We start from the raw sequence: 23,636 nt of genomic DNA on the forward strand, positions 1-23,636 counted from the left end.
GCATGTATGTTGTTTGAAGGTTTAGGCCTTCATCTGATGGACATGCTGGATTGATGTTGCCTGACCGCGCATCACCGGATGATATCTCGAGAAGCTGGTCTTAATGGTATGGCTTCGAGGTGCACCGGCGTGCCCTCAAAGAAGACCGTACCGACACGTCGATGTCATCAGGAAATGACCTGATTGTAAAAGGTAATCAGGTTGCCGTTCCCAAGTGAACGGCTATGGATGAGCATAGACAATGAGAACGAAGAAGTGAATTAAGGGCATTTGGTGGATGCCTTGGCATGCACAGGCGAAGAAGGACGTGATACGCTGCGAAAAGCCGTGGGGAGCTGCGAATAAGCTTTGATCCATGGATCTCCGAATGGGGCAACCCACCTTAAATGCTTGGAAAATCCAAACCGTCTTCGACGGCTTGGGTTTCCAAGCATTGTGATAAGGTATCTTACTTTCGAATACATAGGGGTAAGAAGCGAACGCAGGGAACTGAAACATCTAAGTACCTGCAGGAAAGGACATCAACCGAGACTCCGCAAGTAGTGGCGAGCGAACGCGGACCAGGCCAGTGGCAATGATGAATAAAGCGGAACGATTTGGAAAAGTCGGCCATAGAGGGTGATAGCCCCTTACGCGTAGAACAGTCATTGTCCTTGAGTAGGGCGGGACACGTGAAATCCTGTCTGAACATGGGGAGACCACTCTCCAAGCCTAAGTACTCGTGCATGACCGATAGCGAACAAGTACCGTGAGGGAAAGGTGAAAAGCACCCCGACGAGGGGAGTGAAATAGAACCTGAAACCGGATGCCTACAAACAGTCGGAGCCCGCAAGGGTGACGGCGTACCTTTTGTATAATGGGTCAACGACTTAGTGTAACTAGCAAGCTTAAGCCGGTAGGTGTAGGCGCAGCGAAAGCGAGTCTGAATAGGGCGATTGAGTTAGTTGCATTAGACCCGAAACCGAGTGATCTAGCCATGAGCAGGCTGAAGGTTGGGTAACACCAACTGGAGGGCCGAACCCGTATCTGTTGCAATAGATTGGGATGACTTGTGGCTAGGGGTGAAAGGCCAATCAAACTCGGAAATAGCTGGTTCTCCGCGAAATCTATTTAGGTAGAGCGTCGACCGAATACCCTCGGGGGTAGAGCACTGGATGGGCTATGGGGACTCACCGTCTTACTGATCCTAACCAAACTCCGAATACCGAGGAGTACTAGTCGGCAGACACACGGCGGGTGCTAACGTCCGTCGTGAAAAGGGCAACAACCCTGACCTCCAGCTAAGGTCCCCAAGTCATGGCTAAGTGGGAAAGGATGTGAGGATCCCAAAACAACCAGGATGTTGGCTTAGAAGCAGCCATCATTTAAAGAAAGCGTAACAGCTCACTGGTCTAAATAAGGGTCTTTGCGCCGAAAATGTAACGGGGCTAAAGCCATGCACCGAAGCTGAGGATATGCCGTAAGGCATGTGGTAGCGGAGCGTTCCGTAAGTCTGTGAAGGCGGACCCGTGAGGGCTGCTGGAGATATCGGAAGTGCGAATGTTGACATGAGTAACGATAAAGGGAGTGAGAGACTCCCTCGCCGAAAGACCAAGGGTTCCTGCTTAAAGTTAATCTGAGCAGGGTTAGCCGGCCCCTAAGACGAGGCGGACACGCGTAGTCGATGGGAACCACGTTAATATTCGTGGGCCTGGTGGTAGTGACGGATCTCGTGTGTTGTACATTCTTACTGGATTGAATGTGCGGCGAAGAGGTTCCAGGAAATAGCTCCACCGTATAGACCGTACCCGAAACCGACACAGGTGGTCAGGTAGAGTATACCAAGGCGCTTGAGAGAACTATGTTGAAGGAACTCGGCAAATTGCACGCGTAACTTCGGAAGAAGCGTGACCCCATTTTAGGCAACTATGATGGGGTGGCACAGACCAGGGGGTAGCGACTGTTTATCAAAAACACAGGGCTCTGCGAAGTAGCAATACGACGTATAGGGTCTGACGCCTGCCCGGTGCTGGAAGGTTAAAGGGAGGGGTGCAAGCTCTGAACTGAAGCCCCAGTAAACGGCGGCCGTAACTATAACGGTCCTAAGGTAGCGAAATTCCTTGTCGGGTAAGTTCCGACCTGCACGAATGGCGTAACGACTTCCCCGCTGTCTCCAACATAGACTCAGTGAAATTGAATTCCCCGTGAAGATGCGGGGTTCCTGCGGTCAGACGGAAAGACCCCGTGCACCTTTACTATAGCTTTACACTGGCATTCGCCAAGGCATGTGTAGGATAGGTGGTAGGCTTTGAAGCAGGGACGCCAGTTCCTGTGGAGCCATCCTTGAAATACCACCCTTATCTTCGTGGATGTCTAACCGCGGTCCGTTATCCGGATCCGGGACAGTGTATGGTGGGTAGTTTGACTGGGGCGGTCGCCTCCGAAAGAGTAACGGAGGCGCGCGATGGTGGGCTCAGACCGGTCGGAAATCGGTCGTCGAGTGCAATGGCATAAGCCCGCCTGACTGCGAGACTGACAAGTCGAGCAGAGACGAAAGTCGGTCATAGTGATCCGGTGGTCCCGTGTGGAAGGGCCATCGCTCAACGGATAAAAGGTACGCCGGGGATAACAGGCTGATGACCCCCAAGAGTCCATATCGACGGGGTTGTTTGGCACCTCGATGTCGACTCATCGCATCCTGGGGCTGGAGCAGGTCCCAAGGGTATGGCTGTTCGCCATTTAAAGCGGTACGTGAGTTGGGTTCAGAACGTCGTGAGACAGTTCGGTCCCTATCTGCCGTGGGTGTAGGAATATTGACAGGATCTGTCCCTAGTACGAGAGGACCGGGATGGACGTATCTCTGGTGGATCTGTTGTCCTGCCAAGGGCATAGCAGAGTAGCTATATACGGAATGGATAACCGCTGAAGGCATCTAAGCGGGAAACCAACCTGAAAACGAGTGTTCCCTATCAGAGCCGTGGAAGACGACCACGTTGATAGGACGGGTGTGGAAGCATGGCAACATGTGAAGCTTACCGTTACTAATAGCTCGATCGACTTCTTCGTTCCCATTGTTCATGCTCATCGAAGATGAGCATCATCTGTTCTGTCCTGACGCCCGAAGGGCTCCGGACGGGCCGCGCCACAGGGCGCGACGACCTCTGGTCTGTATGGGAAACATACGGACAGGTCACAGAAAGACGTGTAAATTAAAACGAAGCGCAAGCTTCCCAGCTTCTCGAAACAACACTCATGTGAAAACATGAACTCTGTTGCGTTTTGCCGACCTGGTGGTTATCGCGGGGCGGCTGCACCCGTTCCCTTTCCGAACACGGCCGTGAAACGCCCCAGCGCCAATGGTACTTCGTCTCAAGACGCGGGAGAGTAGGTCGCTGCCAGGTCTGCAAAACGCAACAAACATCTTCTCAATCACACTTCGGCCCAGCCGATACCAAGGGCCGCATCAAGCGGCCTTTTTGCATTCCGGGACATAAAACCATAAGGCAAACGCCTCGTGCGTCCCTCACAGGAGACAAATCGCCTTCGGCAATTTGATCCGGCAGTATACATCACAGCGAAGCTGTGATGCAGTCGCGATAAATCCAATAGGGATTTACGCCGGTAACGCGGGGTGGAGCAGCCCGGTAGCTCGTCAGGCTCATAACCTGAAGGCCGCAGGTTCAAATCCTGCCCCCGCAACCACCGACACTTGTGAATTCGACCATTCTGTCTCTTTAACATCAAGCTCCTCCGCGTACGCGTCGAGGAGCTTTTTGCGTTTGGCATCCGTGTCCAACTCGCCGGCTCGAAGCCGTTCCAAGGAATCGGGCCGCGCAAGCGCCTCGAAACGCTTCTTCATGATCGTTGCTGCGTCCATCGCCGCCAAGATCGATGCGATCTGGCCACGGACCTCCAGCGAGGCCGGTTGATGGCCGGGCGTCTTGGCAATTACGACGTTCTGGATTAGGTGCCAGGTGCTGCCGATGAACGGCTGCATCGTCTCCGTATCCATATCTTCGCGCGTATGAAGCAGCACGAGCGGCACTATCTGATGAACCATCTCGTGACGGATAGCACTCGCATTGCGGGAAAACCTTTTACCCGGCGGCACGCCGCGCCAACGAGGTGCAAGGTTACACCTAGCCCGTGGGCGAACATGCATGGCGACCTTGACACCATGCCGGAAAGGTCCGGCGGAATTTAGTCGGACCTATGGGAAGAGGCGATCTTGAATGACAGGATATTGAAAGTCGAACGCCCTGGAACCTCGTTGTCGTCACCCCCTGTAGCTATTGGCCTAGCAGGCTTTTTTTAAACCGGCCTTGAGGTTCTGCGCCCAGATTGCATAGCCTGCGGGGTTGAGGTGAACGAGGTCGGGTTGATAAAAGCCGAACCGCGGCAACCCGTTCTCACCCAGGAGGCCCTCGTTAGGATCCAGCCAGACTACCATCGTCCCCTTCTCACACCAGTCCCGCGTTAATCGGTTGAAGCGCTCGAACTCGTCGCGATATATCCAGCGTGCCGGACTGGGTTTGATCGCAAGAATGTACAACTGCGTTTGTGGCAAGGTTTCCGAAATGTGATCCGTCAATGTCAGGAAATGCCGAAACGCCGTTTCAGCCGTCTGACCGTCGCTGGCGATATCGTTCTCACCAAAATAGATGAGCGTTTGTTGGGGTTTCAGGGGCACCAGAAGCTGGTCCATGTAGTGGACTGCAGACAGGAAGGTGGCGCCACCAAAACCCAGATTGACGGCATCAAGCGAGTTCATATCTTCGGTGAGTGAATTCCACATGCGAAACGAGGAGGAGCCGTAAAATGCAATGGGATCGGTGGGTAACCCAAGGCGCTGCAGGCGGGTGAGGATGGCAACAATATCGCTATCATAGCGGTTCGTGCCGATGCTGGCCGGAAAGTGGTACATATTATCTCCTCTGATCCTGAACTGATTTCACCCAAGGCTCGTCACGAAAGCGTCTGATGCAGGACCGCCAGCGCACCTTTGGTCAAATCATCCTCGGTACCAATGGACGTCCTTAAGTCAAAGATCTCCGCCGCCTGTGCGTAGAGGTCATTGAGACCGTCATTACCGACAATTGTCGCTTCACCCTTTTCCACGAACCAGCCGGCATCCCGCGCCTGCTGAAACTCCTGGCCAATCACCAGTCCGCGGACGAATGATCGCAATTGATCGGCTGACAGCTTGCCCGCAAGGGTGCCTGTCCGCGCTGAAAATAACAGGGACGACATGGCGACGGATTGCTTTGCCTCTTTGAGCCCCCAAAGAAAAGCATCACCGTCATCTACCGGGGGCTGGGTGGAGCCGCGGGCGATGAAAGAGTGATTGATGAGCAGATTGAAGATTTCACCCGTGACGAACGTCTGAAAGCTGTCGATTTTCCCCGCTTTGATGCGCGCCCATTTGCTGTGTGTTCCAGGGATGATGACCGTAATGTTTCTATCGAGCCCATGGCCGACGATCTGGGTTTCTTCCCCTCGCATGACGTCCGGAAAAGGTCGGCGTGCAGGGTCGTTCAGGCCCGGCAGGAATACCAGATCCGATCCGTTCGGCAGCGTGCGGCGCACCGTCCCGGCGGCAAGTTCGGCCGGGCCTGCCGGGCATGGCACATAGGGAACTTCGATCCAGCCGTTACGGCTGGTGATCATGCCCAGTGCCGCGACGGGCAATGCCCCGTGCGTGGAAAACCAGGAAGCAAGTGCCGCCATCAGGACAGCTTCGTGCTCCCCCTTGCTCAGGCTCGAGATACCCTGCGCCGTTTCAAGATGATCCAGTTCCTTGCCGTTTTGGCTGACGAGCGTTGCCCGCAACGATGTCGTTCCCCAATCGACGATGATGGATGTCGCTTGTCCTGCCATTCCGTGAACCTCCTCGCTCATTTCATCTGGGGGCTTGTCATAGGGCGCAAGTCTATGTAGTGTCAATTAGTGAATTCAAGGTATCAATATATGATACTTAGTGAGGAGGAGTAAGAGAGTGGTTGGCCTTAAGGGGATTTTGCCTGTCTTGCCGACGCCTTTTCTGGCGAGTGGCGGCGTTGACGAAGCGGGTATGGAGCGGCTGGTGAAGTTTGCGCTTGAGAAGGGTGTGGACGGTGTCGTGTTTCCCGGTTTCGCCAGTGAGGTCGAGACCCTCAGCGCAGGGGAGCGGGCGGCGCTGCTGAAGATCGTCGTTGCGGCCGTTGCCGGCCGGGTGCCGGTCGTCGCAGGTGCCAGCGCTGCCGACTGGCGCGAGGTTGTCGAGCACGGTCGCGCTGCGGCGGATCTTGGCATTCGCCATCTGATGGTTCAGCCGCCAAAATCGGTGGGCACAGATGCGCCTGCCCTGATCGCGTTTCTCGGCAAGGTCGTCGAGGCGCTGCCGGAGGTGGAGATTATCCTGCAGAATGCGCCGGCGCCGCGGGGTTCAGACCTTTCGCCGCAGGCGATCGTCGAGATCGTGCGTGCTCTGCCTCAGGTCGCCTATGTGAAGGAAGAGACGCTGCCGGCGGGCCCTGCCATCAGCCATATCATCGCCAATGCGCCCGACACCCTGAAGGGTATCATCGGCGGCGGCGGCGCCCGTTACATTCTCGACGAATATGCCCGCGGCGCGACTGCCGCCATGCCGGCTCTGGAAATTGTCGAGGAACATGTGGCGATTGATCGGGCGATCAATGCAGGAAAGCATGATGAAGCCCGCAAGATCTATGTCCGCACCCTGCCGCTTCTGGTCCTGCAGGCGGTGTACCGCATGCGTTTGACCAAGCATGTGCTGGTGCGTCGCGGCGTCATCGAAGGTGTCGGTGTGCGTGCGCCCACGCCGGATCTCGATTCGGCGGCCATTGCCGATATCGATGCCAATCTGGTCGAGCTTGGCCTCCTTGCTCCGGAGGCCGCATGAACAGCCCCATCGCAACCATCGAGGTTTTTACGCTGACGCAGCCGCGCAAGGTTCCGTATCTCGGCGCCCTGCGTGAGGGGGAGGTGGTCAATCCCAACGGCTATATCGTGCGCAAGGGAAACCGCACGGTCTATCCGACCTTCGATCGCAGCGTGCTGGTGCGGATGACGACATCGGCCGGTACGGTCGGCTGGGGGAAACCTACGGTATCGTGGCGCCCGGCGCGGTTGCCGCGCTGATCAACGATCTTCTCGCCGGTTTCGTCGTTGGGCGCGATGCTTCGGACCCTTCGGCGATCTACGACGATCTTTACGACATGATGAGGGTGCGCGGTTATACCGGCGGCTTCTATGTGGATGCGCTCGCCGCTCTCGATATCGCGCTATGGGATATTGCCGGACAGGAAGCCGGCAAGTCCGTTCGCGATATGCTGGGTGGCGGCGTTGATGTTTTTCCGGCCTATGTTTCAGGCCTGCCGGAAAAGACGCTCAGGGCGCGTGGTGAACTGGCAAAATACTGGCAGGATCGCGGCTTCAATGCGTTCAAGTTCGCAACACCCGTGGCGGACGATGGCCCGGCTGCCGAAATGGAGAATCTCCGGCACGTTCTCGGACCGGATGCAAAGATCGCCGCTGACATGCACTGGAACCAGACGCCCGAACGGGCGCTGGAACTCATTGCCGAGATGGAGCCCTTCGATCCCTGGTTTGCCGAAGCACCGGTCTGGACGGAAGACATTGCCGGTCTGGAGAAGGTTTCCAAGAACACCGAAGTTCCAATTGCCGTTGGTGAGGAATGGCGCACCCACTGGGACATGCGCGCCCGCATCGAGCGCTGCCGTATCGCAATCGTGCAGCCGGAAATGGGCCACAAGGGCATCACCAATTTCATCCGTATCGGTGCTCTTGCTTCCGAGCACGGCATCGATGTGATCCCGCACGCCACCGTTGGCGCAGGCATATTTCTTGCTGCCAGCCTGCAGGCGTCGTCGACATTGCCAATGCTTAAAGGTCACGAATTCCAGCATTCGATCTTCGAGCCGAACCGTCACCTGCTGGAAGGCGACATGGATTGCCGGGAGGGCACATATCACCTGCCGTCCGGACCCGGACTTGGGGTAAGGCCGTCGGAGGCGGCGCTCGGTCTGATTGAACGTATCTGAACTGGTTTTTTGGAGGAGGAAGCCATGAACAAGACAATAAGCCGGCTGGCGCTCGGCACCGCAACCGCCGTTTTGATGACAATGGGCAGCCTTGCCCCGGCCAGGGCCGATACCGTCCTGAAATTCATTTCCTGGCAGACGGATGATGCCGGTACCGGCGAATGGTGGCATTCGGCGATTGCCGCATTCGAAAAACAGCATCCGGGCGTGAAGATCGAATTTACCAAGGCGGAACGCAGTTCCTATGCGGATACGATGACCACGCTTTTTGCGGCCAACCAGCCGCCGCAGATCGTCCATCTCGCATCCTTCGAGTTCCAGATGTTCGCCGATAGCGGATGGCTGGAGCCGCTGGACCCGTGGCTGAAGAAGGACGGGATCGACATGACCGGCTGGGCCGGTCAGCAGAAATGCGAATGGAATGGCGAGACTGTCTGCATCATGACGAACTATTTCGGTTTCGTCATGGCTTACAACAAGAAAATCCTCGACGCGGCCGGCGTTGCCGTGCCGAAGACCTATGACGAGTTTCTGGCCGCCGCGAAGGCAACCACCAAGGATCTCAACGGCGACGGCATCATCGACCAGTTCGGCACCGGCCACGAAACAAAGGGCGGTCCGGGTCAGTATCTGACGGAAATGCTGAACTACATCATCGATGCCGGTGCTTACTGGACCGACAAGGACGGCAATATCACCATCGATACGCCTGAAATGGTCGAGGGTCTGACGCGCTGGAAAACCGTCATGAAAAGCGGTGTCAGCCCGGTGGACATGAGCGCCAGCGACGTGCGCAAGCTGTTTGCCGATGGCAAGATGGCCATGCGGCTGGACGGCCCCTGGCTTTATGGCACCACCGAGAAGGGTTCGGCCAAGAGCGATATCGTCTACGCCGCCCCGCCGCTTCATCCGCCGCTCGGCGGATCGTCGAACGTGCTCGCCATGCCGGCGGATATTCCCGACGATCAGAAGGCTCTGGTCTGGGACTTCATCAAGCTGACCATGACACCGGAATTCCAGCGCAGCTATGCGACGCTGGGCGGCAATACGCCACCGAGCCCGACCGCCGATGTCTCCGGCGTCGAAAAGACCATTCCGCATTTCCCGGTGCTGATCGAGACGATGAAGGCCGCCTCCGAGGCCGGGATCGACCGCATCCCGACCGGGCTTGAACTCTTTTACAACGAGTTCAGCAAGATGGTGATGGAAGAGAGCCAGCGGATGATCATCCAGGACCTCGATCCGGCGGAGGTGGCGAAGACCATGCAGGCAAAGGCCGAATCCATCAAGGGTTAACCCGTCGTCATCACATGGCCCCGTGCTGCGGGCCATGTGCATCATCGCATCCGGCAGGAGGACCATCCATGACCGAAACCGTTCAGGCTGGACGCCGCAAGTTTTTCGATCTTGCGCGTCCGAGCCGGCAACATCTCCTCGGCTATATTCTGATCGCGCCCGCGGTCCTGATGGTTGCCGCCATCATCGTCTGGCCGCTGATCCTTGCAATCGACCTGTCGTTTCAGCAGGTCAAGATACCCCGGCTTGGCGGCGCAAGCCGGCCGTTTTCGGTCAGCAACTACACCTGGCTGTTCTCCTCGCCGGAATTCTGGCTGGCCTGCTGGGTGACGCTGAAGCTGGTTATCGTCGTGACCGCCGGCAGCGTCGCGGTCGGCCTCAGCACGGCGCTTCTCGCCAACAACCGCTTCAAAGGTCGGACCGTCGCGCGGCTGGGAATGGCGCTGCCCTGGGCGGTGCCGGAAATCATCGCGGTCGTCATCTTCGCATGGATGTTTGACACGTCTTTCGGCCTGTTCGGATGGCTGGCGATAAAGCTCGGTTTCACCGACCAGATGATCCCCTGGGTCAGCAGTTCCACAGCCGCCTTCTGGGCGGTGTCGATCACCATGGTGTGGAAGGGCTTTCCTTTCGTGTCGATCATGTGCCTCGCCGGCCTGCAGTCCATTCCCGCCGATTATTACGCCGCCGCCAAGGTGGATGGCGCCAGCGTCTGGCAGCGTTTTCGCTGGATCACCATGCCTCTGCTGATGCCGGTCCTCGGCGTCACGCTGGTGCTGACCCTGCTTTGGGTGTTCCGCGACTTTTCCATCATCAAGGTTCTGACCGGCGGCGGCCCGCTGCGCTCGACGCAGACGCTGTCGATCATGACCTACGATCAGGCCTTCCAGTATCACAACTTCGGTCGCGCTGCCGCCGTCGGCGTGCTGACGCTGGTGATCTGCATCATTGCCAGCCTGCTGATGCTCGGCCGGCGCTCGAAATCAATCTACTGAGGAGGCTTTGATGAAACGTAGCTTTGCACAGAGCCTTGCCCTCTACGCGACGGTGATCTTCACGCTGGTGATGATCCTGTTCCCGGTCTACTGGCTGCTGGTTACCGCCCTTTCCACCACCGACGAACTCTACCGCCTGCCACCGACTTTCTGGCCGGACGATCCGCAATGGGACATTTTTGCCCGTGTCTGGGCGGCAAAGCCGATCCTTCTGTGGCTGTGGAATTCGATGCTTGCCGCTGTCGGCTCGGTTGCGCTGTCGATGCTGGTTTCGGTCAGTGCCGGTTACGCCCTGTCCCGCTATTCGATGCGGGGCGGCGCTACCATGGGAATGTTCGTTCTCACAGCCAAGATGTTGCCCGCCACGCTACTCGTCATCCCGCTGTTTTCGATCTTTTCGAGCTTCGGTCTGATCGGCAGCCTATGGACGCTGGTGCTTGCGCATTCGACCATGATCATTCCCTTCGCAACCTGGATGCTAAAGGGCTATTTCGACACGATCCCGAAGGAACTCGAGCAGGCGGCCATGGTCGATGGCTGCTCGCCGATCGGCGCAATGGTGCGTGTCGTGCTTCCCATCGCAACACCCGGGCTTGCCGCCACCGCGCTTTACGCGTTTGTGCTCAGCTGGGCAGACTATGCCTATGCGCGCACCTTTCTGGTCAACTCGCCGGACAACTGGACGGCCAATCTCGGCATCACCACGATGCAGGGCGAATATGTCACCTACTGGAACGACATCTCTGCCGCATCGGTGTTCATCGCGTTGCCGATCATCGCAATCTATCTGTTCCTTGAACGTTATTTGGTCGGCGGTTTGACCGCTGGCGCGGAGAAATAAGCATGGCCAATATTTCCATTCGCAACGTCAGCAAGTCCTATGGCGCGCTCAACGTGCTCAGACCCTTCTCGCTTGAAATCGAGAATGGCGAGTTCGTGGTGCTGGTCGGTCCTTCCGGCTGCGGCAAGTCGACGATGCTGAAGATCCTCGCCGGTCTCGAGCCGGCAAGCGAAGGGCAGATTTTCATCGGCGACCGCGAAGTGACCGACCTTGCGCCGGGCGACCGCGACATCGCGATGGTTTTCCAGAATTACGCGCTTTATCCGCATCTGACGGTCCGCCAGAATATCGGTTTCGGGCTGAAGATGCGTGGCACGGACAGGCAGGAGATCGACAGGCGTGTCGACGATGCGGCGCGTATCCTCGAGGTGACGCCCTATCTCGATCGCAAGCCGAAGGATCTGTCGGGTGGTCAGCGTCAGCGCGTGGCTCTGGGACGAGCGATCGTTCGCCAGCCGCAGGCGTTCCTCATGGACGAGCCGCTGTCCAACCTCGATGCCAAGCTGCGTGTCCACATGCGTGCCGAAATCGGCGCGCTGCACAAGCGGATCGGCGTCACCACCGTTTATGTGACGCATGACCAGGTCGAGGCGATGACGATGGCGGATCGTGTCGTCATCATGCAGGGCGGCATCATCCAGCAGATCGCGGCACCGGACGAGCTGTTCAACAACCCGGCCAATCTTTTCGTTGCCGGCTTCATCGGCTCTCCGGGCATGAACTTCCTCAATACGGATATACGCGACGGTACGCTCACCCTTTTTGGGCAAAAGGTCTCGCTGCCGGGTGCGGCGCGCCATCAGGGAAGCGTTGTCGTCGGTTTGCGGCCGGAACATCTCGTGCTCGGCGATGCACCCGTCACATTCGGCGTTCGCCCGACGCTGGTGGAAAGCCTCGGATCGGAAAAATACGTCTATTTCGATGCTGAGGGTGCCAGAATCGCCGATGGCGAAGAGGGCAAGTCCAAGGGGCTGATTGCCCGCGTTTCGCACACCGGCAACCTGCCGGGGAATGAAGAGCTGCGGCTTGGTTTCGATCCGGCCCAGCTTTATCTCTTCGACGCGAAGAGCGGAGAACGGCTATGATCCTCGTTACCGGATCGGCGGGTCGAGTCGGCCGCGCCGTCGTTGCCGCGTTGCGTGCAGAAGGCCGTGCCGTTCGCGGCTTTGATCTGCGGCCGTCCGGCACGGGCTGTGAGGAGGTCGTGGGGTCGCTGGAAGACACAGAGGCATTGGCTGGCGCCATTGAAGGCGTCACCGGCGTTCTGCATCTCGGCGCATTCATGTCCTGGGTACCGGGAGATCGCGATCGCATGTTTGCCGTCAATGTCGAGGGCACGCGCCGCCTTCTCGATGCGGCTGCGGCGGCCGGCGTGCGGCGGTTCGTGTTCGCTTCCTCAGGCGAGGTCTATCCCGAAAATCGCCCGGAATTTCTGCCGGTAACGGAGGAACATCCTCTCAATCCCAACTCACCCTATGGTCTGACCAAGCTGCTGGGTGAGGAGCTTGTAAGTTTCCACCAACGAGCCGGGACAATGGAAACGGTCATCCTGCGTTTCTCGCATACGCAGGATGCGGCCGAACTGCTGGATGAAGACAGTTTCTTTTCCGGCCCCCGGTTTTTCCTGCGGCCGCGCATTCGCCAGCAGCAGAACTTCGGAAACGTGGTGGTCGCCGAGCTTCTCCAGTCACGGGATATCGGCGAAGCATCGCATGTTCTGGCACGCAACGAGGAGGGACGGCCTTTCCGCATGCATATAACGGACACCCGCGATATGGTTGCCGGCATTCTGCTTGCCCTGGACCACCCGAAAGCGGCGGGTGGCATCTTCAATCTCGGAGCGGATGAACCAGCCGATTTCGCCGAACTTCTGCCGCGCATGGCGGCATTGACCGGCCTGCCAATCGTGACAGTCGATTTTCCCGGCGCCGGCGTTTATTACCATACTTCAAACGAGCGGATTAGAAACACCCTGGGGTTTGAAGCGCAATGGACGATGGACCGGATGCTGGACGAAGCGGCCACCGCAAGGCGACAGCGCCTCGCGAAGGAGCAGACGCGATGAAGCCCGAAACACCGGGGGGAACGGCGGCTCTTTCCAAGGGGCTGACGCTTCTCGATATGGTCGCCGATGCGCCCGAGCCGCCGCGCTTTGCCGAGCTTTTGCGTGCCTCCGGTCTGCCCAAGCCGACTTTCGCCCGCATCCTGCGCACACTTATCGCCTATGGCCTTGTGCGGCAGGATGAGGCGCGTGGCACCTATGTTCTGGGACAACGTTTTCTCGAAATGTCCCATAAGGTTTGGGAGAGCTTCGATCTCGTCTCGGCCGCGACCCCGGAATTGGAACGGCTGGCGGCTGAACTTGGTGAGACCGTCGCGCTTTGCCGGCTCGACGGCATCATGACGCAATATCTGGCCGAGCGCTCGCCCAATGGTCTTTCCGTCCGCGTCGAAGTGGGGCGGCGTGTGCCGTTGCATTGCACGGCACCGGGCAAGGCGCTGCTCGCCTTTCAGGATCCCGCCGTTGGCCGTTCTCTGCTGGATCGCCTCACGCTCGATCCGCAGACACCCAAGACCATCACCGCTCTTGATGCATTGCAGGCCGATCTGACACTGACGCGGGCGCGGGGTTATTCGATTTCTTACGAGGAACACCTGCCGGGCGTGAATTCTGTCGCAGCGCCGGTGATGGGCCGGGACAATACGCCTATGGGTGTGCTTGTCGCGCTTGGGCCGTCGTCGCGTCTCGACGCTTCCAATATCCACCCTGCCGGACGCGAGCTGATTGCCGCTGCCCGCCGCATCACCGGTGCGGCCGGTGCCGTCGCCATCAGTTCCCGGCCCCGTCCGCGCTCGGCGACAGGCCGACCGATAGCCGAACTCAGCTGCATTCTGCCATGGGGTGCGCAACTGGGTGAAAGCCCGGTCTGGCACGAGGCCGAAAACGCGCTTTACTGGGTCGATATTCTCCATCCGGCTGTCCACCGTTACGATCCGGCCACCGGCCGTAACGAGACGTGTGAAACCGGCAAGCTCGTCAGCGCGGTCATCCCGGTTACGGCCGGAAGGTTGCTGGTGGCCTCCCAGGACGGGGTCGAATGGCTCGATTTTGCGTCTGGCCGCCTGACGCCTTTCGTCAGCCCGGAGGCAGGCATTGCCGACAACCGGCTGAATGATGCCAAATGCGGGCCGGATGGCGCGATCTGGGTCGGATCGATGCGTATCGACGCTTCCAAGCCAACCGGTGCTCTCTATCGGATCAATGCCGACGGCGCATTCGAGCGCAAGGAAGGCGGCATCATTGTCTCCAATGGTCTCGGCTGGAGCCCGGACGGCAGAACCTTCTATTTCGTCGACACGGTGCCGGGGCTCATACATGCCTATGATTGCGATCCGGCGACGGGCACGCTTTCGGAGCGGCGCAAATTTGCCCGCATCCCCGTGGCCGATGGCCGGCCGGACGGTCTCGCCGTGGATGCGGAAGGAGGCGTCTGGTGCGCGATCTGGGATGGCTGGTGCGTGCGCCGCTACCTGCCGAACGGCAAGCTGGACCAGGTCATCGAAATGCCGGTGCCGCGTCCAACCAGCATCGCCTTTGGCGGGCCGGACCTGTCGACGCTGTTCATCACCAGCGCCCGTACGCGCCTGCCGGCATCCACGCTTGCCGATGCGCCGCTATCCGGCGGTCTGTTTTCCTGCCGCCCGGGTATTGCCGGTGCGCGCATCTCATTGTTCGAAGGATAGAAATGCTTCTCGAAAGCGTCTTTGGTTTGAAGGGTCGTACGGCTCTGGTCACTGGCTCCAGCCGCGGCATCGGTGCGGCGATTGCCGAGGGGTTGGCGGGTGCTGGTGCGCATGTCATCCTGCATGGCGCGAAGCCGGGTGCGACAGCGGCCGTGCAGCAGCGGATCGTCGCGAGCGGCGCTACAGCTGACGAGCTCGCTGGCGATCTCTCCGAAGCCGGCGCTGGCCGGGCTCTCATCGAGCGCGCAGAGGCGATCGCACCGGTCGATATTCTCGTCATCAACGCAAGCGCTCAGATCAATGCCACGCTTTCTGCGTTGACGCCAAACGACCTGGCGTTTCAATTGGCGGTCAATCTGGGCTCGACCATCGATATGCTGCAATCGGCACTGCCAAAAATGGCGGCACGCAAATGGGGGAGGGTTGTTTCCATTGGCTCAGTCAATCAGCTGAGGCCAAAAAGCGTCGTTACCGCTTACGCGGCAACCAAGGCTGCGCAGCATAATCTGATTCAAAGCCAGGCGCGAGACTATGCTCGTGACAACGTTTTGCTCAACACACTTGCTCCCGGCCTTGTCGACACGGACCGCAACGCGCACCGCCGCATCGAGGACCCGGAGGGCTGGGAAGAATATGTAAGGACACTTAACTGGATGGGGCGTGCGGGGCGGCCGGAAGAAATGGTGGGAGCAGCAGTGTTCCTCGCGTCTCAGGCATGTAGCTTCATGACTGGTGAGACAATCTTTCTTACCGGTGGCTATTAGGTGGCCAGCCGGACATGAGATTATGGGGATCGCTGCGGGCGGCAAGCAAGCTTTCCTGCTGATCGAAAAGACGTCGCCACAATTCGCATTTGTAGACATTCAATTGTCGGATGGGCAATTGTCGGATGGGGCGACGTCGGCCAACATCGCGTCGGGGCACTTCGAGAATGCGGTCGTCTGGAATTCGTTTCCGTGCCCGGCCTGCCGCCGTCAGTCTCGATACTATTGCAGGAGGTACACTCCTAACCAAGGCGTCGCGTCGGCGAGCTCCGGTAAAAGGTATTGGCCACGAGGATGCCAACGCGGTATCGATATATGTCGCGGCATAGACATCTCCCGATTGGCCGGTCGCTAATGCGGGACCGGGAGGATCAGATGATTATCAACCCCTTCGAATTTCGAACTGTTCCCTCCATCCAGGTTGCCTGGGGCGGCGCGAGAAGGCTCGGAGAACTTCTCTCCGTCCGGTTCCCCGAGCGAAGAGCGCAGCTGATTACGGATAGCGGACTTATGAAAGCCGGGCTCGTTGCCCCTGTCGCCGAGGCGCTTTCCCGCAGTGGGTTTTCGGTCACGATCTTTGACAGGGTGGTTGCCGATCCGCCGGAACAGATCGTTACAGAATGCGTCGCCTCAGCAAAGGAGTCCGGTACCGATATCGTCATTGGCCTCGGCGGCGGCTCATCCCTCGATATCGCCAAGCTGGTCGCCATCCTTCTGGTTTCGGATCAGGCTCTTGCCGATATGTATGGCATCGGAAATGTGAGGGGCATGCGTCTGCCACTTGTTCTGGTGCCGACGACAGCCGGAACCGGCTCGGAAGTTACTAACATTTCGATTATTACCACTGGCCAAACCACGAAAATGGGGGTGGTGTCGCCTCAGTTGTATGCCGACTTCGTTTTGCTCGACGCGGAGCTGACGGTCGGCCTGCCCCGGACTCATACTGCGGCCACCGGCATCGATGCGATGGTCCATGCCATCGAGGCCTATACAAGCAAGCATAAGAAAAACCCACTTTCGGACTCGCTCGCACGCGAAGCACTTCGGCTTCTCGGAGACAATCTGGTGACCGCCTGCAACGAGGGAAATAACAGGCCTGCCCGGGAGGCCATGCTGCTGGGAGCGACCCTGGCGGGGCAGGCCTTTGCCAATTCGCCAGTGGCAGCCGTTCATGCGCTAGCCTATCCTCTGGGGAGTCATTATCACGTCCCGCACGGGCTTTCGAACGCATTGATGCTCGGCCCTGTGCTCCGGTTCAATGCTGCTGCGGCAGCACCGCTTTACGCCGAGCTGGCCGATGTCCTCAGGGTCCCGGGAAACGGGGATGCAACGAGCCGCTCGAATGCCTTCGTCGAGCACATGGACAAGCTCATGGTGGCGAGCGGTGCGCCACGTCGTCTGCGGGACGTCGGCGTCACGGACAGCAGTCTTGCCATGCTTGCTGCGGACGCGATGATGCAGACGCGCCTGCTTGTCAACAACCCTGTCGAGGTTTGCGAAGACGATGCGTTGGCGCTTTATCGGGAAGCATTCTGACGTACGCAACCTCCGTTCTCGAGTTCGGTGAGAAATTCGTCCGCGACATGGAATGTCGACGTCCCGCCTGTTGGCGCGACGCCATCATGTCCCGCCTGGCTGGGCCTAATTTAACCTCAGGCCAGTGCCGGGATCAAATATGTGAATGTCCGATGGAGCCACTTCGACACCAAGCACTTCGCCGATCGCGGGTCTGATCTCCGCAGGAACGGAGATATTGATCTCGTGACGCTCGTTTTTCAGGCAGATAAGGCGTGTTTCACCATGGAACTCGTTCCGCTCGACGGTGCCACGAAAGGCCTGAGCATCGTGGTTTACGCGAAATGAACCGGGTCGAATTCCAACGGTGACCTCGCCGGAGCGAATATCTGCGGGAGCTGCAAATCTGACAAGATTGTCGCCGAGCCACCCCTGCGTCATCTGCAGTCGCAGAAAATTCATGTTCGGCGTGCCGATGAACCCTGCGGCGAACACTGTTCGAGGCACCTGGTAGATTTCTTCGGGCGTGCCCATTTGCTCAATACGGCCATCCTTCATCAAGACAATGCGGTCGGCAAGCGTCATGGCTTCGAGCTGGTCATGGGTGACATAAATGCTTGTCGTCTTCAGGTCACGATGGAGCCGTGCGATCTCGACCCGGAGGCTGCCGCGCAGCTTGGCATCGAGGTTGGAGAGCGGTTCGTCGAAGAGGAATACCTCCGGCGTCTTGATCATGGCGCGGGCGATGGCCACACGCTGCTGCTGGCCGCCCGACAGCTCCGTTGGCTTGCGTGCGAGATAGACGCCAAGGCCAAGCGCGTCGACCACAGGTGCCAGGCGCTGGTCAATCGCGGCTTTGCCTATGCCTGCCCTCTCTAGGCCGAAGGTAATGTTCTCGCGCACACTCATGTGCGGGTAGAGCGCATAGTTCTGGAACACCATGGCGATGCCCCGGTCACCAGGATCGCGGTCGTTCATCCGCTCGCTACCAATGAGCAGGTCCCCGCCCGAAATCTCTTCAAGACCGGCAATCATGCGCAGCATGGTGGATTTTCCGCAGCCTGACGGTCCGAGAAAGACGACGAATTCGTGGTTGTCGATCTTCAGGTCAAAATCCCGCATGACCTCAAGCGAGCCATAGACTTTCCGGATACCCCGGCACTCAACAGTGGCCATCAATTCGTCTCCCCGTCCACGATGATCTGCAGCTTCACGTCCCCCGGCCGGCCTTCTGCCGCCCTTTCAAAGGCGCCTATCGATTGATCAAAGGAATAGGTACCGGAAACCAATGGCTTGAGGTCGACCTTGCCTGCGGCGATCAGCGCTAGTGCACGGTCGAACACATTTGCGTAGCGGAAAACCGTTTCAATACGGCATTCGCGGAAGCAGGCCGCCGCAAGGTCTACTGCGACGGGTTCTGGCGGCAGGCCGACGATAACGACCGTTCCGCCCGGGCGCACGACTTTGAAGAGATCGCGGACCGCGGCCGATGCGCCGGAACATTCAAAGACGATATCGGCTCCCCAGCCTTCTGTCGCTTTGTTGACAGCATCAATGAGATCGACCTGCTTGAGGTCGACGCCTGTGATGCCGCCATAGCTTTCGGCAAGTTTAAGCTTCGTTTCGGAAACGTCCGAGATCAGCACTCGGGAGCAGCCGCCGGCAAGGGCAGCCAGTGCCACCATGATGCCGATGGTTCCGCAGCCGGTAACAACCGCCGTATCGCCGGGCGTGATCTTCGCCCGGGCAGCCGCCTGCATGCCCACGGCAAATGGTTCAACCATCGCGCCTTCGGCAAAGGAGACATTGTCAGGTAGCTTGTATGTGAAACCTGCCGGATGAACTGCTTCAGGGCACAAGACGCCGTGCACCGGCGGGGTTGCCCAGAAGGTGACGGCAGGGTCAACGTTGTAGAGGCCGAGCCGCGAAGCGCGCGATTTCGGATCGGGGATGCCTGGTTCCATGCAGACGCGGTCGCCGGGCTTCAGATGGGTAACGTTGGCGCCGGTCTCGGTGACGGTTCCGGCTGCCTCGTGGCCGAGAACCATGGGCTCGTTAACGACGAAGTCACCGATGCGACCATGGGTGTAATAGTGCATGTCGCTGCCGCAGACGCCGACAGTGTGGATACGGATGCGAACGTCATCCGGCCCCAACTCCTGAGGTATTTCGATGTCGCGCAGGGAAAGCTCACCAACACGTTCGAGGACAAGTGCTTTCATGGGTTATTCAACCTTGATCAGTTTTCTTGGAAAATGCAGCATTGAGGCCACCGGCTAGCACTCCGAGCAGGATCAGCGGTGGCAACGACAACAGGACAACGGCAGCGTTCAGAATGCCCCAAGGCACGTTCATGCCGAGCTGCGACATCTCGGACGCGATGATCGGCAGGGTCTTTGCCTTCGAAGTCGTGAGCATCATGGCGAGCAGGAACTCGTTCCAGACAAGCACGAACGAAAAAGCGATGGCGCCGAAGACCTGGAAACGGGCGATCGGCAGGGCGATGCGGAAGAAGGTCGCATAAGGGCCAAGCCCATCGACCCGGGCAGCCTCTTCAACATGCAGGCTGACTCGCTCGAAAGCCGGAACGGAGAGCCAGATTGTGATCGAGGCGGTCACGATGAGATAGGTTACGATCAATGACAGACGAGTGTCGTAGAGATCGAGGCCGAGCCAGATGACCAGCATGGGAATGGCAATTGCGACGGGTGGCAGGAAGCGAAGCGACAGGACGAAGAACTGCGCCTCCGCCGTGATCCGGTTCCTGAACCGGGCAATCACATAGGCGGCCGGTATACCGAGGACAGCACCGAGCACAACCGCACTCGAGCAGATGATCAACGAATTGGTAAGTGCGCGCGCTACCGACCGACGGTTCAGCACATAACTCATATTCTCGAAAACGGGCTGAAAGATAAGCTTCGGCGTCGATACCAGAAGGTCTGCATTGGTCTTGAAGGCGTTGAGCAGGGTCCATAGGAGCGGCAGCACGACGAGTGCGGCGGCAAGAATCAACATAAACTTCAGCAGAATGGTGGAGAGCTTCATCGATTCAGCCTCTTCCAGGTGAAGGTAAAGGTGACGATTGTCAGGACCATCATGATGACGGCCATGGAAGAGGCATAGGAGATCTTGCCGGCTTCGATGAAGCCTTGGGAATAGGCGTACATGTCAAGCGTTTCGGTGGAAATGCCGGGACCGCCGCGCGTCATGACGTAAACCAGGTCGAAGGAGCGTAGGCTCTCGATAGCCTTCACAAGCAGCAGGCTGACCAAGGGTGCCTTCAGCATCGGCAGCGTCACGAAACGATGGATTTCGAAGCGAGTCGCCCGATCGATGCGTGCGGCTTCCAGCGGCTGAGGCGGCAGAGATTCAAGAAGCTTCAAGATGATCACCGCAAAGAACAAGCCCCATTGCCAGACATCGACGAAGGCAACCGCAAGGAGGGCGCCAAGCGGCGTCGACAAAATGTCGGGTGTGATGCCGGTGAGCTCCCTGACCGGCCAGGTCAAAGCGCCGTAGAGCGGATGAAAGGCGAACTTCCAGACAAATGCGGCGCAGACACGTGGTAAAAGGACGGGAATGATGAAGAGCACGCAGAGAACATTGCGCATGCGAGGGCTTGCTGCCTCGAACATGGCGATCCCGAGTGCGAGCCCGGTCGCCATGGTCGCGGTGACGCTGATGATCTCCCACTTGAAAGACACCCAGAGCGCGTTCAGGAAACGGGCGTCCGAAAACAGCGCCAGATAATTGGCAAACCAGACATAGTCCGCCTCGGGCGCCGAAAGAGTCCGGTTCTGCAGAGAGATGTTGACAGCGTAGATCGTCGGCACAAGCGCCAGAATGATCAGGATGCCTAGAGTAGGCCCAAGAAAGACGTAGGGCAGCGAGCGGCCGCGGCGCATGGGAGATCCTCGACTAAGGGAAAATGGGGCGCGTTGTCACACGCGCCCGCTATACGGCTTGAGAGGCGTCAGAGTTTGGCTGCGAAGGCTTCGAGTTCGGTCAGCGTCGCCTTGATATCGGTGCGGCTACCGGTGATCAGCTCTTCCAGCATGATGCCCCATTGGTTGCCCAGTTCCTGCCAGCGGGAATCCTGCCAGAAGGTGACGGTGGTCTTTTCACCGGTTGCCGCCATGGCGTCGGCGAGGTTCTGGCCGAAGGTTTTGGCGTATTCGGGGCTCTGATAGGTGCTGGTGCGCGTTAACTCGCCCGGTTGACCGGCGGCAAGGCGACGGGCCTCCTGCTCCTTGGACGTCGCCCAGGCAACAAAGAGACCAGCACAGGCCTTTTCCTCATCCGTTTTGTTGGCCTTGGACGCTATTGCAAAGCCATGAGCGTAACCGCCACCCGGCAGCGGCGACGGTGGAACGGAAAAGGCGACCTTGTCGGCGACTTGGCTCTGCGCCTTGTCGACGGACATGCCGCCAAGCGGTGCGGATTCGATGATGATCGCCACCTTGCCGGAGCGGAAGGCACCGGTGGATTCGTCCCACGAGCCGGTCTGCGTGCCCGGTGCCGAATACTTGAAGAGCTCGAGATAGGTCTCAGTCGCCTTTACCGCGGCATCCGAGTTGAATGCCGGCTTGCCGTCCTTGAACCATTCGCCACCATTCGCTTTGAAGAACGGCATCCAGCGCCAGACATTGGCGCCTGAGCCGCGCTGGCCGCGCAGGGCGGTGCCATAGATACCGTTGGCCGGATCATGCAGCTTCTGCACCGCGGCAAAATATTCGTCCCAGGTCTTTGGCGGTGCGATATTGGCCTTCTCCAGGAGATCGGTGCGATAGACCATCAGATCGCCGCCGCCCTGAACTGGCGCAAACCACTGTTTGCCTTCATAGGTCGCAGCTGCGCGCATACCGGCATCGAAGTCGTTGTAGTCGTATTCGGCCGGGTAGAAGCCCTCAAGCGGAACGATCCAGCCAGACGAGGCAAAAAGCGCAAGGTTGGCTTCATCGACGTAATAGACGTTAAAGCTTCCGACAGTCGAGGCGTCGGCCTGGGACTTGGCGCGACGATCGTTTTCGTTGAGATAGCTAATCTCGAAGCCGGCGCCCGAGAGCTCCTCGAACTCGTCGACATATTCTTCGAGAAGAGACAGTCCGTCGCGCGGCTGCGCCAGGACACGGACGTCGCTGGTGCAATGTGCGGCGGCAAAAGCGTTTGATGCGGCAAGCATGGCGATGACCGCGCAACCAGCGCGGAGAGAATTGAGTGTCATGTTTTCCTCCCTGAATGGCAACTCCCTTGCCATCAATGAGCACACTTTTGCGCAAGCCATCAGCGCGTACTAGTTTGCTTTCGTCGCAGAACTGGTACTATCTTGATATTTGGTCGCCGCAATATGAGTCTATAAATGCCTATTGCATCAGATTTTCCGCAGTCGGTCTCCGAGACCTTCACCGCCACGCGCGAGCAGATCGTGCTGCCCCGAGGCGCTTCCTATCTGATCCGGCGGGACGATTATCCAAATCCGATCTGCATCTGGAACTACCATCCCGAATGGGAGATCCATTTCATCCCGGATGCCAGTGGCTTTGCTTACGTCGGCGACTATATCGGCTCGTTTCGGCCGGGGCACCTGATGCTCACCGGCACGAATCTGCCGCACAACTGGATCACGCCCGGTGCACCGGCTCTGCCCGGCCGCGACGTGGTTCTGCAATTTGATGCCGATGGCCTGATCGGTGTCCGCGCGGTTTGCCCAGAGTTTGACGTACTCCACCGGCTGAAGCCTCTGGCACAGCGAGGGATTGAAGTTCTGGGCCCGGAAGCCCTTGCGATCGGCGCCAGAATCCTTGAGCTTCATGCGTTGGGACACCCGAGCGGACTTGGGCTGTTTCTGGAGATACTGGAGGCTATCGAAGCAGCCTCCGAAAAGCGGTTGCTCGCCAGCGAACACTTCATGTCGGTCTATAATCAGGTGTCGGACCGCAGGCACCGCCGGATCGACCAGGCGATCCAGATCCTGCAATCTAATCCCGGCGCGCAGATGCAGGAAGTGGCTGGGCTTGTTGGCTTCGAGCCCTCCGCCTTCTCCCGCGCCTTTCGGCGTCTGACCGGCATGAACTTTTCCGACTACAGCCGGTCGGTTCGCGTCTGGCGGGCAAGAACCCTGCTTGCAGAGACGGAGACATCAATCACTGATATCTGTTTCGAGGCTGGCTTCAACAACCTGTCTAATTTCAATCGCTACTTCCGCATGGAGACGGGGCTTGCTCCTCGGGCCTACCGAAAGGCTGCGCGCATCAGAGCGAAGTCCGTCATTAGAGGAACATCAGCACCCGAGTCACCCGCACCAACGCTTCTGGCTTGACGTGACGGCTCACGAATGTCGGAAACCGACAGCCTGTGCTTGGTTTTGCTTTCGGAGTGCAGTGGGTTTCTCATTTGCCGAGAACGCAAACAGGGCTCGCTTATTTTTTGGCAAAAG

At 58.6% G+C, this 23,636-nt stretch carries 18 protein-coding genes, 1 tRNA gene, 2 rRNA genes and 1 pseudogene; 15 read left to right on the top strand and 7 right to left on the bottom strand.

Features of this window, described 5'->3' with window-relative positions:
- Window positions 1-249 precede the first annotated feature (249 nt).
- From G3A56_RS13035 to G3A56_RS13050, 4 genes are all read left to right on the top strand, one after another.
- A 23S ribosomal RNA gene (locus G3A56_RS13035) occupies window positions 250-3,045 on the top strand.
- A gap of 220 nt (window positions 3,046-3,265) precedes the next feature.
- Window positions 3,266-3,380, top strand: a 5S ribosomal RNA gene (gene rrf, locus G3A56_RS13040).
- Window positions 3,381-3,604: 224 nt separating this feature from the next.
- Window positions 3,605-3,681 (top strand) — tRNA-Met (locus tag G3A56_RS13045).
- A gap of 77 nt (window positions 3,682-3,758) precedes the next feature.
- Window positions 3,759-3,908, top strand: a complete 150-nt coding sequence (locus G3A56_RS13050; protein ID WP_164056413.1) for a hypothetical protein — start codon at window positions 3,759-3,761, stop codon at window positions 3,906-3,908.
- A gap of 368 nt (window positions 3,909-4,276) precedes the next feature.
- On the opposite strand, the gene G3A56_RS13055 is transcribed toward G3A56_RS13050, so the two are convergent.
- Together G3A56_RS13055 and G3A56_RS13060 are read right to left on the bottom strand one after the other, a co-directional pair.
- Window positions 4,277-4,903 carry an SGNH/GDSL hydrolase family protein gene (locus G3A56_RS13055; RefSeq protein WP_082182909.1) on the bottom strand — a complete coding sequence of 209 codons (627 nt, stop codon included), beginning with the start codon at window positions 4,901-4,903 and terminating at the stop codon, window positions 4,277-4,279.
- 41 nt (window positions 4,904-4,944) lie between these two features.
- The gene (locus G3A56_RS13060) at window positions 4,945-5,856 is read right to left on the bottom strand and encodes a 2-dehydro-3-deoxygalactonokinase (RefSeq protein ID WP_082182907.1); all 912 of its coding nucleotides are present in this window, start codon (window positions 5,854-5,856) and stop codon (window positions 4,945-4,947) included.
- A gap of 118 nt (window positions 5,857-5,974) precedes the next feature.
- On the opposite strand from G3A56_RS13060, the gene G3A56_RS13065 reads away from it, so the two are divergent.
- The 10 genes and pseudogenes from G3A56_RS13065 (at window position 5,975) to G3A56_RS13110 (ending at window position 17,218) form a co-directional block, all read left to right on the top strand.
- A complete protein-coding gene (locus G3A56_RS13065) occupies window positions 5,975-6,880 on the top strand; it encodes a dihydrodipicolinate synthase family protein (RefSeq protein ID WP_082182905.1) in 906 nt (301 codons plus the stop codon).
- Window positions 6,877-8,042, top strand: a pseudogene (locus G3A56_RS13070) (mandelate racemase/muconate lactonizing enzyme family protein). The gene G3A56_RS13065 and the pseudogene G3A56_RS13070 overlap by 4 nt, the downstream one beginning before the upstream one ends.
- 24 nt (window positions 8,043-8,066) lie before the next feature.
- Entirely contained in the window at window positions 8,067-9,338 is a 1,272-nt protein-coding gene (locus G3A56_RS13075; RefSeq protein WP_082182902.1) for an ABC transporter substrate-binding protein, read from the top strand.
- 68 nt (window positions 9,339-9,406) lie between these two features.
- Window positions 9,407-10,333, top strand: coding sequence for a carbohydrate ABC transporter permease (locus G3A56_RS13080; protein ID WP_003492170.1), 927 nt, complete (start codon window positions 9,407-9,409; stop codon window positions 10,331-10,333).
- Between the two features lie 10 nt (window positions 10,334-10,343).
- On the top strand, window positions 10,344-11,174 hold the full coding sequence (locus G3A56_RS13085; RefSeq protein WP_003492168.1) for a carbohydrate ABC transporter permease: 831 nt from the start codon (window positions 10,344-10,346) through the stop codon (window positions 11,172-11,174).
- A 2-nt stretch (window positions 11,175-11,176) separates the two neighbouring features.
- Entirely contained in the window at window positions 11,177-12,259 is a 1,083-nt protein-coding gene (locus tag G3A56_RS13090; RefSeq protein WP_082182901.1) for an ABC transporter ATP-binding protein, read from the top strand.
- Window positions 12,256-13,239 carry an NAD-dependent epimerase/dehydratase family protein gene (locus G3A56_RS13095; RefSeq protein ID WP_082182900.1) on the top strand — a complete coding sequence of 328 codons (984 nt, stop codon included), beginning with the start codon at window positions 12,256-12,258 and terminating at the stop codon, window positions 13,237-13,239. Before G3A56_RS13090 ends, G3A56_RS13095 begins: the two co-directional genes overlap by 4 nt.
- On the top strand, window positions 13,236-14,918 hold the full coding sequence (locus tag G3A56_RS13100; protein WP_164056415.1) for an SMP-30/gluconolactonase/LRE family protein: 1,683 nt from the start codon (window positions 13,236-13,238) through the stop codon (window positions 14,916-14,918). Before G3A56_RS13095 ends, G3A56_RS13100 begins: the two co-directional genes overlap by 4 nt.
- Window positions 14,919-14,920: 2 nt before the next feature.
- Window positions 14,921-15,682: an SDR family NAD(P)-dependent oxidoreductase gene (locus tag G3A56_RS13105; protein WP_082182898.1), complete on the top strand. Its 762-nt coding sequence runs from the start codon at window positions 14,921-14,923 to the stop codon at window positions 15,680-15,682.
- Window positions 15,683-16,057: 375 nt separating this feature from the next.
- On the top strand, window positions 16,058-17,218 hold the full coding sequence (locus tag G3A56_RS13110) for an iron-containing alcohol dehydrogenase (RefSeq protein ID WP_082182897.1): 1,161 nt from the start codon (window positions 16,058-16,060) through the stop codon (window positions 17,216-17,218).
- A gap of 105 nt (window positions 17,219-17,323) precedes the next feature.
- Here G3A56_RS13110 and G3A56_RS13115 read toward each other — a convergent pair whose 3' ends face one another.
- From G3A56_RS13115 to G3A56_RS13135, 5 genes are all read right to left on the bottom strand, one after another.
- Window positions 17,324-18,373 carry an ABC transporter ATP-binding protein gene (locus G3A56_RS13115; protein ID WP_082182896.1) on the bottom strand — a complete coding sequence of 350 codons (1,050 nt, stop codon included), beginning with the start codon at window positions 18,371-18,373 and terminating at the stop codon, window positions 17,324-17,326.
- Window positions 18,373-19,419, bottom strand: a complete 1,047-nt coding sequence (locus tag G3A56_RS13120) for an NAD(P)-dependent alcohol dehydrogenase (protein WP_082182895.1) — start codon at window positions 19,417-19,419, stop codon at window positions 18,373-18,375. The genes G3A56_RS13115 and G3A56_RS13120 overlap by 1 nt, the downstream gene beginning before the upstream one ends.
- Before the next feature lie 7 nt (window positions 19,420-19,426).
- Complete coding sequence (locus G3A56_RS13125) at window positions 19,427-20,245, bottom strand: carbohydrate ABC transporter permease (protein ID WP_082182894.1); 819 nt, start codon at window positions 20,243-20,245, stop codon at window positions 19,427-19,429.
- The gene (locus G3A56_RS13130) at window positions 20,242-21,105 is read right to left on the bottom strand and encodes a carbohydrate ABC transporter permease (RefSeq protein WP_082182893.1); all 864 of its coding nucleotides are present in this window, start codon (window positions 21,103-21,105) and stop codon (window positions 20,242-20,244) included. Before G3A56_RS13130 ends, G3A56_RS13125 begins: the two co-directional genes overlap by 4 nt.
- 68 nt (window positions 21,106-21,173) lie before the next feature.
- Window positions 21,174-22,424: an ABC transporter substrate-binding protein gene (locus G3A56_RS13135; protein ID WP_082182892.1), complete on the bottom strand. Its 1,251-nt coding sequence runs from the start codon at window positions 22,422-22,424 to the stop codon at window positions 21,174-21,176.
- 135 nt (window positions 22,425-22,559) lie between these two features.
- On the opposite strand from G3A56_RS13135, the gene G3A56_RS13140 reads away from it, so the two are divergent.
- Window positions 22,560-23,519: an AraC family transcriptional regulator gene (locus G3A56_RS13140; protein WP_082182891.1), complete on the top strand. Its 960-nt coding sequence runs from the start codon at window positions 22,560-22,562 to the stop codon at window positions 23,517-23,519.
- Window positions 23,520-23,636: the final 117 nt, after the last annotated feature.

The organism is Rhizobium oryzihabitans, from assembly GCF_010669145.1.
Taxonomy (GTDB): Bacteria; Pseudomonadota; Alphaproteobacteria; order Rhizobiales; family Rhizobiaceae; genus Agrobacterium; species Agrobacterium oryzihabitans.